Source organism: Pseudozobellia thermophila, assembly GCF_900141855.1.
GTDB lineage: Bacteria > Bacteroidota > Bacteroidia > Flavobacteriales > Flavobacteriaceae > Pseudozobellia > Pseudozobellia thermophila.
The window spans coordinates 419,692-434,185 of sequence record NZ_FQYU01000003.1 but is presented as its reverse complement, the minus strand read 5'-3'; the positions used below and the strand labels follow the sequence as shown (position 1 = coordinate 434,185).

The 14,494-nt window shown below is 50.0% G+C and carries 9 protein-coding genes; 6 read left to right on the top strand and 3 right to left on the bottom strand.

Annotated elements, in window-relative coordinates:
- From BUB37_RS11695 to BUB37_RS11675, 5 genes are all read left to right on the top strand, one after another.
- Positions 1-1,182: T9SS type B sorting domain-containing protein (locus BUB37_RS11695; RefSeq protein ID WP_170863160.1), on the top strand; the 1,182-nt coding region annotated here is incomplete at its 5' end.
- A gap of 26 nt (positions 1,183-1,208) precedes the next feature.
- Positions 1,209-2,141 carry a PorP/SprF family type IX secretion system membrane protein gene (locus tag BUB37_RS11690; RefSeq protein ID WP_072993801.1) on the top strand — a complete coding sequence of 311 codons (933 nt, stop codon included), beginning with the start codon at positions 1,209-1,211 and terminating at the stop codon, positions 2,139-2,141.
- A gap of 10 nt (positions 2,142-2,151) precedes the next feature.
- Entirely contained in the window at positions 2,152-4,095 is a 1,944-nt protein-coding gene (locus BUB37_RS11685) for an OmpA family protein (protein WP_072993798.1), read from the top strand.
- 253 nt (positions 4,096-4,348) lie between these two features.
- Positions 4,349-4,783, top strand: a complete 435-nt coding sequence (locus tag BUB37_RS11680) for a Fur family transcriptional regulator (RefSeq protein ID WP_072993795.1) — start codon at positions 4,349-4,351, stop codon at positions 4,781-4,783.
- A 41-nt stretch (positions 4,784-4,824) separates the two neighbouring features.
- Positions 4,825-6,768 (top strand): heavy metal translocating P-type ATPase, encoded by a 1,944-nt coding sequence (locus BUB37_RS11675; protein ID WP_072993791.1) that lies wholly within the window; start codon positions 4,825-4,827, stop codon positions 6,766-6,768.
- Here the strand turns inward: BUB37_RS11675 and BUB37_RS11670 are convergent.
- Both BUB37_RS11670 and BUB37_RS11665 read right to left on the bottom strand, forming a co-directional pair.
- A complete protein-coding gene (locus tag BUB37_RS11670; RefSeq protein WP_212635290.1) occupies positions 6,765-7,661 on the bottom strand; it encodes a glycerophosphodiester phosphodiesterase family protein in 897 nt (298 codons plus the stop codon). The two genes, BUB37_RS11675 and BUB37_RS11670, sit on opposite strands and share 4 nt — an antisense overlap.
- Positions 7,658-9,880, bottom strand: coding sequence for a hypothetical protein (locus BUB37_RS11665; RefSeq protein WP_072993788.1), 2,223 nt, complete (start codon positions 9,878-9,880; stop codon positions 7,658-7,660). The genes BUB37_RS11670 and BUB37_RS11665 overlap by 4 nt, the downstream gene beginning before the upstream one ends.
- Positions 9,881-10,188: 308 nt before the next feature.
- On the opposite strand from BUB37_RS11665, the gene BUB37_RS11660 reads away from it, so the two are divergent.
- Entirely contained in the window at positions 10,189-12,162 is a 1,974-nt protein-coding gene (locus tag BUB37_RS11660) for an FG-GAP repeat domain-containing protein (RefSeq protein WP_072993785.1), read from the top strand.
- A 62-nt stretch (positions 12,163-12,224) separates the two neighbouring features.
- Here BUB37_RS11660 and BUB37_RS11655 read toward each other — a convergent pair whose 3' ends face one another.
- Positions 12,225-14,477 carry a ligand-binding sensor domain-containing protein gene (locus BUB37_RS11655; protein ID WP_072993782.1) on the bottom strand — a complete coding sequence of 751 codons (2,253 nt, stop codon included), beginning with the start codon at positions 14,475-14,477 and terminating at the stop codon, positions 12,225-12,227.
- Between the last annotated feature and the right edge of the window lie 17 nt (positions 14,478-14,494).

The window sequence follows — 14,494 nt, the reverse complement described above, 5'->3', positions numbered from 1 at the left end:
CTAGCTACAAGCGACTGCGATGGCGACGGAATCAGCAATGGTGATGAAGCTACCTTGGGAACCGACCCCAACGATCCCGATACGGACGGTGACGGTATCCCCGACGGACAGGAAGTATCCGACGGTACCGATCCTTTGGACGATTGTGATTCCGTAGGCGGTACTCCCCTAGCTGCAAGCGACTGCGATGGCGACGGAATCAGTAATGGCGATGAAGCTGCCTTGGGCACCGACCCCAATGATCCCGATACGGACGGTGACGGTATCCCTGACGGACAGGAAGTATCCGACGGAACTAATCCTTTAGACGATTGTGATTCCGTAGGCGGAACTCCTTTGAGTACCAGCGACTGCGATGGCGACGGAATCTCCAATGGTGACGAGGCGACTTTGGGTACGGACCCCAACAACCCTGATACGGACGGCGACGGTATCCCTGACGGACAGGAAGTATCCGATGCAACCGATCCACTGAATTCTTGCGATTCGGTAGGCGGATCCCCCTTGGCTTCGGGTGATTGCGACCATGACGGATTGACCAACGAGGAAGAAGCTATTATGGGCACCGACCCGAACAACCCCGATACGGACGGTGACGGTATACCCGATGGCCAAGAGATCTTGGATGGCACGAATCCCTTGGACGATTGCGACCATGTAGGGGCTACTTCATTACCCGATAGCGATTGTGACGAAGACGGCCTGACCACTTCACAGGAAGAGGCCATTGGCACCGATCCCGATGAAGCCGATACCGATGGGGACACCATCCCCGACGCCCAGGAAGTGGACGACGGCACGGACCCTCTTGATTCTTGCGACTCCATAAATGGAGTTCCCACTCCGGAATCCGATTGTAATGAAGACGTTGATGATATGGATATTTCGATAACCAACGAGATCATCACACCCGACAATGACGGGGTAAACGATTACTTCGAAATCGACAATATCGAATCCTATCCCAATAACAAGGTGCAGATATACAACCGCTGGGGCGTTCAGGTGTACGAGATGTCGGGATATGACAATGGGCCCAATTCCTTTAGGGGAGAATCTAGTGCAAGGGCGACCGTTCAAGCGGATTCCAAATTGCCTGTTGGTGTATACTTCTATATAATCAAATATGAAAACAACGGAGAGCGAATGAACAAAGCAGGTTACTTGTACATCAACAGGTAATTTTCTTTCAAAAACAACGAATAAACATGAAAAAACGAGTTATAGCAGTCTTGTTCATCTTTGCCGGCCTTGTGACGGTCCGGGCCCAGCAAGATGCCCAGTATACACAATATATGTACAATACCATATCGGTAAACCCGGCCTATGCCGGTTCCCGTGGGGTGTTCAGCATTGCGGCCCTGCACCGCTCGCAGTGGGTGGGACTAGAGGGGGCACCAACCAGCCAGACCCTGAACTTTCATACCCCTGTATCGAATTCAGTAGGTCTCGGGTTATCGGTTGTCAACGACGAGATAGGAAACGGTACCAATCAGGACACGTATATCGATGCCGCTTTTTCCTATACGGTACATACCTCCGACGAAGGTAAGCTCTCCTTCGGCCTCAAGGCGGGCGGCCACCTCTTGAACATCGATTTCTCAAAATTGAGAAATTACGGTGCGGAGAGCAACCTGCCCAATATCGACAACAAGTTTGCCCCCAATTTCGGTGCGGGAATCTATTACCATACCGACCGTTTCTATGCCGGACTGTCCGTTCCGAACTTTTTGCAGACCGAACATTTCGACGGTTCCGATACCGACAGTTCCTCCTTTGTGGCCAAGGAGCGCATGAATTATTACTTCATCACCGGCTATGTGTTCGACTTGAATTACCGGACGAAGTTCAAACCGGCGGCCTTGGTAAAGGCCGTAAAGGGAGCGCCCTTGCAAGTGGACCTGAGCGCGAGCTTTTTGTTCAACGAGAAGTTTTCCTTGGGAGCGGCCTACCGCTGGGACGCGGCGTTAAGCGGTCTTTTCGGCTTCCAATTGAACGACCAGCTCATGCTCGGCCTGGCCTATGACAGGGAGGTCACCGAGCTTGGGGCGGCCAGGTTCAACGACGGCTCCTTCGAGATCTTTCTCAGGTATGAGTTCTTGACCCGCTACAAACGGGTAATCACCCCTAGATTCTTTTAAAACATAAGACATGAAAAAAGCAAAATATATGTTCTGCGGTTTGGCCCTATTGGGCTGTATGGCCCAGGCTCAGGAAAGAAAACTCAAAAAGGCCGAAACAAAGTTCTCCGACTTTGCCTATGCGCCGGCCATACAGTCTTATGAAGACTTGGTAGCGGATGGCTATACCCAAGAACAAATATTCAAAAACCTGGGCAATGCCAACTACTACAACGCCAAATACGTTGAAGCATCGAAATGGTACGGTAGACTGTTCGAACTGAACGAGGCGGATATCGACCCGGAATACATGTACCGCTATGCCCAGACCCTTAAATCGCTTGAAAAGTACGATGCCTCCGATAGATGGATGCATAGGTTTAAAGAGGCCAAGGCAAATGATCAACGTGCCGTACAGTTCAGCAAGAATTCAGATTATTTGGAGCGGATAGAGGCCAATTCGGGGCGCTACGAGATCCGGAATTTAGGACTCAATTCCAAGGTATCCGATTTTGCCCCCTCCTTCCACGGAAGGGACCTGATCTTTTCAACGGCAAGGGACAGTGGACTCATATCGAAGAACATCCATAAATGGAACAACGCTTCCTTTTTGAACCTGTACAAGGCCACACAGGACGGGCAGGGAAATTTCATCACCGTAGATAAACTTTCCCGAAAGTTGAACAAGAAAACACATGAGTCCTCCACGGCCTTTACCAAGGATGGCACGACCATGTACTTTACCCGGAACAACTCCAACAACGGCAAGTTCTTAAGGGACGGGGAAGGCGTCAGCAGATTGAAGATATACAGGGCCACGCTCGTGGACGGCGAATGGGAAAACATCGAGGAACTTCCCTTTAACGACGATAGCTACTCGGTGGCACATCCTGCCCTGAGCCCGGACGAGAGGCAGCTGTATTTCGCCTCCGATATGCCAGGAACCATTGGGGAGTCGGATCTTTTTGTCGTAGACATCCATGCCGACGGCAGTTTTGGAACGCCCCGGAACCTAGGGCCCAAAATTAATACCGAGGCCCGGGAAACCTTTCCCTTCGCGACCGATTCGGGCATTCTGTATTTCTCCTCTGACGGACATCCCGGTCTCGGCGGTCTTGACATATTCGCCTTCGACCTGAAGGAAAATGGGTTGGGCAGGGTCGTGAACGTGGGCCGGCCCGTAAACAGTGAGGAAGACGACTTCACGTATATCGTGGACGAAGCAACCCAAAAGGGCTTCTTTGCCTCGAACAGGGCCGGGGGACAAGGCGGTGATGACATTTACGGCTTTACGGAGACCAGGCCCCTGGACCTTAAATGCCATACCCTTATCGCCGGAACGGTGAAGGATGGGGAGACAGGTGAACTGTTGGCCCATGCCGCTGTTAAGGTATATGACAACAAAAGCAATGTGGTTTCCACATCGGAGACCGATGCCAACGGGGCCTTTGCCATGGAAGGCGACTGCAAGGAGGGAAATTACAAGGTAGTGGCCTCAAAGAGCGATTACGACGATGGCGAAAAGGCCTTTGCGACCGTAAACGCAAAAGATGCCACGGGCATAGAGGTGGTATTGGCGAAGACCGTAAAATCGGCCCCCATCGGAACCGATCTGGTCACGTACCTAAACATCGAACCGATCTACTTCGATTTCGACAAGTACTTTATCAGGGAAGATGCCAAGATAAGCATCGAAAGGGTCCTGGCCTATTTGAGGGAGTTCCCCGAGGTAAAGGTAGAGGTACGCTCCCATACCGATTCGCGTGCCAACGATGCCTACAACATGCAGTTGTCGGCCAATAGGGCCAAGGCAACGGCCGATTATTTGATCGCCCAGGGCATCGACAAGAACCGGATATCCTTTGAAGGCTTCGGGGAAACACAACTGACGAACAATTGCAGCAACGGGGTACCCTGTACCAAAGAGCAGCACCAGATGAACAGGCGATCCGAGTTTATCGTGGTCGAAAACTAAAAAAGGCTTTAATAAACCCCTATTTTTAAGGAATGGCGTTCAAACAATAGTTAAATGGACGCCATTCTTATTTATACCGGATAAGAAATTGGGCGAAGTGATTTATCTTTACAGTTATAAAACATAAACAAATACTTCTATAGAAATTATAGAGGGACGGAACAAGGGAAACGGGCAAGCCCATGGCTGTACTAGACCGCCTACCTGACAAGGTCTATTACAAGACTACGGAACCCAAAAAGGCGAACCGAATATGGTGGAAATAGAAAAAACATTGGAGAGCAAAGGAGTTCGTCCCACGGCAATGCGAATCTTGGTATATAAGTATATGGCCCAAAAGGAAACCGCGGTCGCCCTGACCGATATCGAGCATGCCTTTCCTTCCCGGCCATCGGGCAGCGGAGCCGACCGCACTACCCTCTATCGCACGCTTAAGACCTTTGAAGAAAAAGGAGTTGTCCATCACATCGACGACGGAACGGGCGTATCGAAATACGCACTCTGCGAACCGGGGTGCAATTGCGACCTTGAGCAAGACCTCCACCTTCATTTTCACTGTAAAAACTGCAATGAAACCATGTGCCTGACCGAACACAAAATTCCACACATCAGCCTACCTACAGGTTTTGTGGCCGAAGATGCCAATTTGGTCGTAGCCGGAACCTGCGATAAATGCAGTGGAGCATAAATGCACTTCCGTTGCAGTACATTTTGTACTTACTTGCAGGCATGAAGAAGGAAGACGACCACATCCACGACACATCGGACAGCTGTTGTAGCACCCAAAAACCACAACCACGACCAAAATCAAGCTTAAGAATATACCTGCCCGCGATCATCAGCTTTGCTATGCTCGTCATGGGCCTATTCTTCGACGGGTTCGAAATGGGCTTCTTTAAGGGATGGATAAGGCTTGTTTGGTTCTTGCTGGCCTATTTTCCGGTCGGACTTCCCGTACTCAGGGAGGCGTGGGAGCGAATTGCCAAAGGTGATTTTTTTACCGAGTTCCTCCTAATGTCGATAGCCACCTTAGGTGCCTTTGTCCTTGGGGAATACCCCGAAGGAGTAGCCGTTATGGTGTTTTACTCGATTGGCGAACTTTTTCAACACGATGCCGTAAAAAAAGCCAGGACAAACATACAGGCCTTGCTCGATGCCAGACCGAGGGAAGCCCTCGTGTTCAGGAACGACAACTTTGTAAACGTCCCTTCGGAAACGGTTCGAATCGGCGAACGGATACAAGTGCGCACAGGGGAGAAAATTCCCTTGGACGGGGTATTGCTATCCGAGAAAGCCTCGCTCAATACCGCGGCCATTACGGGTGAAAGCCGGCCCGATGCCGTATACAGGGGCGACCAACTATACGCCGGGAGCATCAACCTCGACGGGGTAATCGAAATGAGGGCTACCAAAGCCTTCAAAGACAGTTCCATTGCCCGGATCTTGGACATGGTACAGAATGCCACGGCACGAAAATCGAAAACGGAACTCTTCATTCGGAAGTTTGCCCGGGTCTATACGCCGATCGTAGTCTATTTGGCCTTGGCCCTCACCCTACTCCCCTATTTTTTTGTCGATGATTACGTCTTTCGCGATTGGCTCTATAGGGCCTTGATCTTTTTGGTCATCTCCTGTCCCTGTGCCCTGGTCATTTCCATTCCCTTGGGGTATTTTGGCGGATTGGGTGCGGCATCGCGCAACGGCATATTGTTCAAGGGTGCCTCCTTTTTAGATACCATAACCAAGGTAAACACGGTGGTCATGGACAAAACGGGAACCGTAACGAAGGGCATCTTTAAAATCAAGAAAATAGTCGTGGCCCAAAAGAACTTGTCCGAAACGGACTTTATGCGGTATCTGATTGCCATGGAAGAACAATCAACGCACCCCATCGCCCAAGCCATTCTCGAATACAAGAAGGAAAATGATCGGTTCAAGGCCACCGAAGTCGTGGAAATAGCGGGAAAAGGGCTAAAGGGAAAGGTCGACAACAAAGGCATTCTCGTAGGAAACAAGGGCCTAATGGCCGATAACGGCATCGAAGTGCCGCCGGAAACCGATGGCATCGTGGAAACTATGGTTATGGTCGCCATAGACCAAGAGTTTGCGGGCTACGTGGTTATTGCCGATGAATTGAAAGCGGATGCCCACCAAGCCATCCAACAGATCAGGCAAGCCGGTATCTCCCAAATCGGTATGCTTTCGGGCGACAAGGATTCGATTACCCAAAAAACCGCCGACGAGTTGGGCATTGATTGGGCCAAGGGAGGGCTATTGCCCGAAGACAAACTCGATGAAGTGGAACGATTAAAGTCACGCCCCAATACCGTAGTGGCCTATATAGGGGATGGAATAAACGACGCACCCGTTCTTGCCTTAAGCGACGTGGGTATGGCCATGGGGGGTCTCGGAAGCGATGTGGCCATTGAAACGGCCGACGTGGTCATACAGACCGACCAACCCAGCAGGATTTCGAGGGCCATAAGAATTGGCCGCTCGACCAGACGTGTGGTATGGCAGAATATTGGCCTCGCCTTTGGTGTAAAAGCACTTGTACTTATTTTAGGGGCCGGAGGCCTGGCTACCATGTGGGAAGCCGTTTTCGCCGATGTCGGCGTCGCATTGCTCGCCATCTTAAATGCCGTACGCCTCCAAAGAATGAATTGGGACTAGTCCCTCAGACCCATTTCCCTTAAAAGGCGCAATACCGTTTCGGGTTCGTCGGTCTGGATGATATTGGCCCCGTGTTTTGTCGCTTCCCTAAGGGCTTTTCGCCCGTTTCCCTTGCGGATCTCGTCATCCAAATCGCCCAAGGTATTGATCCAAATACGGGCTTTGTTGGCCCTCAACATTTTGGTAAGCTCCGGGGTATAAAACTTAGAATCGATATGGACCACCTCGGGTGAAAACCTGGTAATTGCCGAATCGGCCATTTGAAAGTTGTAGGCCCTGGGCATTATCTTTGCCCCCTTGTGAATTTTGGCCACCCTATCCAATTGTTCGTAGTCGTTATCGAAATAAAAAACCTCCTTGGTGGCACCGGTCTTCTTGAGGGCCTCGAATATCCCCTCGACATTGTCGGTCTTCATATCGATATCTATCATGATCTTTCCCTTGGCCACCTCCAGGAATTCTTCAAATGTCGGAACCTTTTCCTCGCTTATCCTACCATCGGGAGCCTTTAACCTGTATTTTCTAATTTGTTCGAAGGTCAGGTCCTCTACCTTGCCCTTGCCCGTCGTGGTACGATCAATGCTCGAATCGTGCATGAGAATTACCTTTCCGTCCTTGGTGGTCCTAACATCCACCTCTATAATATCCACGCCTAATTCGATACTTCTCAGGGTTGACGCTATGGAATTCTCAAAATTACCGTTGTGGGCGCCCCGATGTGCGGCCACCAATACGGTTTTAGCGTCGGAATCGTGAAATTCCTTCAATATTTTGGGCAAGGCCGTGGTAGCGGATGTCGTTTTACATCCCGTTACGAACAGTAAAAAGGCAACGAATAATAGTTTTCCGAATACCCGTGGCCCCTGGGTAAGGCCATCGCTTGTCATTTTCATCTTATGGTTTTTTGAACAATAGTCTTCGGGGGCGATATGGCATCGACGTACCTACCCGCCCAATAGGGCAATAGGTACAAATACGGCGCATATTCCTTTTTACCCCCACTGCCCCCGTTGTTTCTGTAGGCCCCGTTATGGTTGTGCAAGGGTCTTTCGTCGGGCGGTAGCACCTCGGCATAGGTTTGTCCCCGGAAATTCGGTTCGATCTTGACCAAATCGTTTCGGTGGCTGTTATCGACTTTCCAATCGATGAGATCCATCGGAAATTCCCGTAGCCACCAAGCCGAATCCTCTACATCGATTTGGGTGCCCCCACAAAGGGCGTAAAGATAGTTCCAGAGCGGGTTCTTTTCCGATCGTTCGATTTGCCAGTGACTTTTAACGGCTTCGAAGTGTTTTGAACGCTGGTCTTCGGAAAATGAATAATTGACAAAGCCCGGTGCGGTCAAAAAATACATCTCGTCATCGGAGTGGTTCCATCCGTCGCTTAGCTCCTGCCCCTCTACATAACCAATTACCGTTGCGGGCCTATTGGCGTTCTCGTCGTATCCGTGTCTTTTGATCAACTTCTTGGCCGCCTTCTTATATTTTTCATCCTGGGTAAAGTGATAGGCCGTCTGCAAGAAAGAAAGTATTAGGGTAGAGTTCAAACGACGATCCCCCACATTTATGGGAAAGCTGTTCACGTATTTGGGGTTCCACCGGCCCCATGCCGTGGGCTCCCCGTTCCAATCGACCAAATACCAATTATTGTCCACTATATGGTCCATCTGGATCTTGATCTGGTGAATGGCCCGATCTCTCCATTCCTTGTCCGGTGCCAGTTCGGCAAACAAGGCATATACAAAGAAATGTCCGCACGATTCGTCGCTGCTGGTGGTCGATTTCCAACGCCATTTTTCATCATCGGTCAACCGCCATATCCTACCGTTCTCCTCTACGTGCTTTTTATACCATTCTTCCGAAAAACCGTTGGCGTGAAGTCCCATTTCGTAGCCATCCCTTTCGTACGACCTGGCCGGAAAGCCGTGCATGGGCGTTATATCGGTCAAACGTTCCATGGCCTCAAAGGCCTCGTAGGCGTTTTGCTTGGCATCCTCGCTTTTGGTTACGGCATAGCGAAACAGTTCCGAAGCCAAATACATAGAGGTCCATAGTCCGTCGTTATCCGTATCCTTGTAATAGCCCGAAGCCAAATTTCCGGGTTCCTTTAGGGTTAGATCGGCGGTAAAACCATATCTGATGTGCCGCTGCCTTTGTATTTTCTGAAAGTAGTCCGCCTTCTCGGCCAAGGTCATCTCCCTAAAATTGATCTGGGAAAGGCCTTTCGAGGTCAAAACCAATACGCTACGCTCCGGTCCGGGCGCAATATCGATTACCTCGTCGTCTACCAACCAGCGCTTTGAGGCATAATAATCGTATTTGCCATCGCTGCGAAGCTTAAAGGCCCCTTTGTCCGTTCCGAACCATAAACTACCTGAAATATTCCTTACCACCTTAATATCGGGGCTAGGCAACTTATCGTCTAGGCCGCCGGACTTCAAGGAAGTTCCCGACAACCGGAGTATTCCCTTGTTTGTGCCCACGACCAGTGTATCGCCATCGAAATCCATCGAAGTCAAACCGGTGCCCGAATACAATTTTGCGATTTTTGGGGCGGCCAGGGGCACTTCGTAAATTCCGTCTTCCGCCAGCAACAAGAACCTTTGGGCACCTTTGTCAAATTTCAAGGCTTTGGGACTAACCCCGGAAAGGTTCGACTCCCAAACAGGCTTTCGGTCCTTAAACAAGCCAATTCGGTCAGCGGCCACTATCAGCACCGAGAAGTCGCTTCCGATGTCGAAAAGCCCCACCGATGACATCTGGTGATCGAATACATCCTTGGCCCCGGCCGAGTTGCTAAAAACCTCCTTATCGGTCAAATAATAAAACTGGTCGTTATAGACCTTCATCGACACTACCTTCATATCCGTTACCGGCCTATAGAACAAATTGGGCAACAATCCCTTTTCCTGCGGGCTCAACAGACCGGCATGGGAGAGCACCTGCACCAATTGGTTCCTATCGGCCCCAACACCAATAAGCGCATGGTCCTTCAGAGCGTTATCGAGTTCATATTTTACGGCATAATCCTGAAGATACGGGGTATCCCCATACTGCTGGGCCGCCGAATAGAACCCCAATAACAACGTTAACATCAATGTAAATTCCCGCATATTTGAAAGACTTTTTGTTTGGCTTAAAATTAGCTCGATAAGATATCGCTTGTTTCATCATTATTGATTAAAACAGATGATATCTTAACATTGGCCCCAATCGAGGAAAAACCACGTAAACCGGTACTGCATCCCCATATACTTTACGATAGTGGCCGGTAATCTATTCAGGATCAGAATCCCCATTCGGAACAGTGAAGGGCACAACATTCAAAAGAGATCAATATTCCATTGAAATAAATCAATAATATGTAGGAAGCCAGCACCCCCTTTTACTATATTTACTAGCTGCCTAATAAACCTTCCGTATGATTAACATATCTCGACCCTTGGCCCTTTTATCAACTTGTTTGGTACTTTTGTACATAGCAAAAACGCGATCTGGCGGATCGGCGGTGCAGAAAACACCTAGGTTTGAACGCCTACCCTATAACAATCCCGGGCTACAAGTGGACCTGGGGGTTGGACTTTGGGCGTCACCATTGCCCATGGACTATGATGGGGACGGTGACATGGACCTTCTGGTCTCTTGCAACGACGTGCCTTTCAACGGACTTTTTTTCTTTGAAAATACGGGCGGTGGCCCCTTTCCCGTTTTTGAGCCTCCAGTGCGGGTCAGCGACCCCATTAGGCATATCCAGGTTTCCTATGTCGATGGAGAACCCCGGTTTCTCGAACCGGGAAAGGAATTCCTTGATTTTAAGAAAGAATTTACCCAACGGCCCGACTCCCTTTTTGATAGCAAGGCCTTCGACAAACTACACAACAAGATACGGTTCAACCAATGGAAATACGTGGATTATGAAAACGATGGCGACCTCGATATCGTAGTCGGCATACAGGACGGGGAAGATTACGGGTGGGACAATGCCTTTAACGACAAGGGAGAATGGACCAACGGCCCCCTACACGGCTATGTCTATCTAATCGAGAACGTAAACGGCACCTACCGACTTCGCGATAAGATCGAGGCCGGCGGGGCACCTATCGACGTATACGGAGCCCCCTCCCCCAATTTTGGGGACTTCGATAACGACGGCGACCTCGACATTGTCTGCGGCGAGTTTCTCGATAGGTTTACCTGGTTTGAAAACATCGGTACCCGCGAACGGCCCAAGTATGCCAAGGGCAGGTTCCTGAAAAATTCAAAGGGAATTATAAAAATGGACCTGGAGATGATCCTACCCGTTTCGGTGGATTGGGACAAGGACGGCGACATCGACCTGATCGTGGGCGATGAGGACGGTCGGGTGGCCTGGGTGGAAAACACCGGAAGAACGGAAGACCACATGCCCGTTTTCAACACCCCGAGATACTTTAAGCAAAAGGCCGAACACGTAAAGTTCGGTGCCCTAGTATCGCCTTTCAGTACCGATTGGGACGATGACGGCGATGAAGACCTCATTTGTGGCAACTCGGCCGGATACATTGCCCTGATAGAAAATTTGGATGGTGGCACCACCCCAAAATGGGCTGCCCCGCAACTGCTGAAAAGCAATGGGGAGACCATACGCATCCAAGCCGGTGAAAACGGTTCGATCCAAGGCCCCTGTGAGGCCAAATGGGGCTACACCACCCTCTCTGTCGAAGACTGGGACAACGACGGGTTAAAAGACCTGATCGTCAATTCTATATGGGGAAAGGTAATTTGGTATAAAAATATCGGAAAGAAGGGCGAACCCCGATTGGGCCAACCCCAACCTATCGTTGTCCAATGGAACGGGGAGACCCCAAAACCCGAATGGTATTGGTGGACGCCCGAACCCAACACCTTGGCCACACAATGGCGAACAACCCCCACCGCCATCGACTGGAACCAAGACGGCCTAATGGATTTGGTGATGCTCGACCAAGAAGGCTATCTAAGCTTTTATGAGCGCTACCGGGAAAACCAAAGGCTTTTACTTAAACCCGGAAAACGCATATTCCATACGGTAAACGGCACCTACGACCGAAAGAACAACTTTGTAAACAGCAGCAACGGTCCGCTGCGGCTCAATGAAAAAAAATACGGTAGCAGCGGTAGAAGAAAACTCGCCTTCGGGGATTGGGACGGTGACGGGGATATTGATATTCTGGTCAATGGGATCAATGCGGCCCTGTGGGAAAATGTCGGCCAGACCCCGAACCAGGTAAAACTAAAATTTAACGGTAACCTATCGGACACGAAACTTGCCGGACATTCGACAGACCCCACATTGGTGCACTGGAACAAAACCCAAAAACCCGATTTACTTTTGGGGGCCGAGGACGGATATCTCTATTATTGGAAAAACGATTAAGCCCGTTCCTTCCCTCGTAGACTTGGTCTGTCTTGGCATTTTTCGGCTTTGCCAAAAACGGATTATTGTTCCACTATAAGGTTTAGATAACGGCCCATCCAATAGGGCAAGAGCCAAAATACCGGCTCTTTTTCCTCTGCGGGGTTTCCACTGGCTGCCAGATACGGATTCTGGTCCCAACGAATTGTACGGTACTCGCTAGGTGGCCGTAACTGAACCTGCAACTCTTCAAGAATGGGTCGGCGCACCACCGTCAGGTCTTCCCGTTTCCCGTTATCGATATACCAATCGACCAGGTCCAAGGGCGTATCCTTTAGAAAAGCGATGGAGCTGTCCAGTTCGTCCGTCCCTCCCGAAAGTAGGTTGTACGTAAAATTGATAAACGGACTCTTGGCGCCCTTGTGCTTCTTGAACCATTTTTCCATATGGTTTTGGTAGGCTTCCTTTAATTGGGGATCATCCTCGTGATTGATCAAAACGGGATAGAGGTAGAGCGCCAAATAAATATCGAAATAGGTTTCCCACGCCGGATCGGTATCGTGCATCGTTTTCGCATTTTCAAGATAACCTTCCTCCCTGATCAGCCTTAGGTACTCTTCTTGGTACTTTTCAATCTTGGTAGTGTGGTAGGCGAACTTTAAAAATGCCAGTAACTCTAACGAGTTAAGCGCCCGTTCCGGTGCCCATTCGGGGTCGTGGTTGAGTATTTTGGGAGACCAAATGCCCCATTTGGTCGGTGTTCCATCAACATCGACAAGATTAAAATCGTTTCGGATCAAATGATCCATAATCTTGCCAAAATGGTCGGCAACCCTTAGTTTTTCCTTTTCGTCGGCCACGAGGTTGTAGTACCAGTAATAACCGAACAAATGGCCACAAAGTTCATCGCTGCTCGTATCGCCTTTCCATTTCCACTGTCCATCCTTTGAAGGATGCCAACGAACCTCGACCGGTTTCTGCCTGGGATTTTTGATCAGTTCCTCAGCCACCTCTTGCGGGCTATAGCTACGGTTCATATCATGTGTTCGCTGCCACGAAGCGGGTACGACCGTTCTTGCAAAGAAGCCATCACTTTCCGTAACCTCCCGCAAATAATATAAAAAATCAAAGGCCTTTTTCGCCCGTTCCTTTGCTTCCGGATTTTTGGTTACGGCATACCTGAACGATTCCATCGCCAAATAATTGGCCGTAAACTCGCCATCATTGTCATCGTCATCAGGCGCTATGGAAGTGGTATCGCCGGGAACGGTCAATTTTGATCGCGCCACGATCCACGGACTCCGTACATGGCGTCCGATCAATTGCCGATAAAAATAGGCTGCTTTTTCAGAAAGGGTCATCTCCATTCTTTTTATAGCACTCACCCCTTTCGTCGTTGCCACCCAGGCGTTTCCTTGCCTATCAAAGGCGATGTCCCTTACCTCATCAGAGAGCAGCCAACGTTTGCTCAGGCGCACCGAATATTCCGTTGCCAAGGGATCAAATCTTGTAATTCCGTAATCCGTACCCACCCAAACCTTACCATCGGGCGAGGTTTTGACCACGTTCACATGGGCATTGGTTATTCCATCTTCAGGTCGTTTTTCCCCGATCCTACGAACCTGGTCCCTTATGGTTACCCCACCCAGGCCGCCTACCCACAAGTGGCCATTCGGGTCAAAATCCATTCCCCTCACATAGGCACTTATCAACTCCCCGTTTTTTTGATAGACCCTTGACTTTTCATCAGTACAATGGTAAAGGCCCACATCGGTACCCACCCAAAGTCCGCCCTCCCCATCGGACAAGGCGGCACGGACACTTCTGGCCGTTTTGTACTCCTTTCGGATCCATTCCCCCCCACTGTAGAGCCAAATGCCTTTTGGGCCCAGTGCATATACCCCCTCTTTGGCTACAACGATTTTGGCAATGGGCGGTTCGGGGCCTTCAACTATTTGCAGTTTTTCAGAACCAAGTGCATACACCCCGTTCCAGGTAGCGGCCCATAGGGTATGGCCATCGATTGTGACATCATAGGCCGGTCCTTGGCCGGATGCCGGAAGCATAGGGCGCCATTCCCGTGAACCCGCTTCCTTTCTTAAAATGCCCTTTTTGGTGGCGATCCATATATTTCCGTCCAGATCGGGCTGTATGGCCCTTACTTCATTGGCTTGGTCATCGAACCGATCGACTACGAAACCTTCATGGTATTCTTGGGCAAAGGGTCGGTCGACATAAGGTTCGCCCTTGGTCGCTAAAAGGTTCCTGTCTTCCCCTCCTTCCTTTTTACATGAAAAAATCAAGGCCAGGCTTATATAGAATAGTATTCTTTTCATGGCGTACAAGTTTAAAG

Excerpts from the sequence above, each read along its gene's own strand:
- BUB37_RS11690 (WP_072993801.1), top strand. The coding sequence starts at position 1,209 with ATGAAAAAACGAGTTATAGCAGTCTTGTTCATCTTTGCCGGCCTTGTG.
- BUB37_RS11685 (WP_072993798.1), top strand. The coding sequence starts at position 2,152 with ATGAAAAAAGCAAAATATATGTTCTGCGGTTTGGCCCTATTGGGCTGT.
- BUB37_RS11680 (WP_072993795.1), top strand. The coding sequence starts at position 4,349 with ATGGTGGAAATAGAAAAAACATTGGAGAGCAAAGGAGTTCGTCCCACG.
- BUB37_RS11675 (WP_072993791.1), top strand. The coding sequence starts at position 4,825 with ATGAAGAAGGAAGACGACCACATCCACGACACATCGGACAGCTGTTGT.
- BUB37_RS11670 (WP_212635290.1), bottom strand. The coding sequence starts at position 7,661 with ATGAAAATGACAAGCGATGGCCTTACCCAGGGGCCACGGGTATTCGGA.
- BUB37_RS11665 (WP_072993788.1), bottom strand. The coding sequence starts at position 9,880 with ATGCGGGAATTTACATTGATGTTAACGTTGTTATTGGGGTTCTATTCG.
- BUB37_RS11660 (WP_072993785.1), top strand. The coding sequence starts at position 10,189 with ATGATTAACATATCTCGACCCTTGGCCCTTTTATCAACTTGTTTGGTA.
- BUB37_RS11655 (WP_072993782.1), bottom strand. The coding sequence starts at position 14,477 with ATGAAAAGAATACTATTCTATATAAGCCTGGCCTTGATTTTTTCATGT.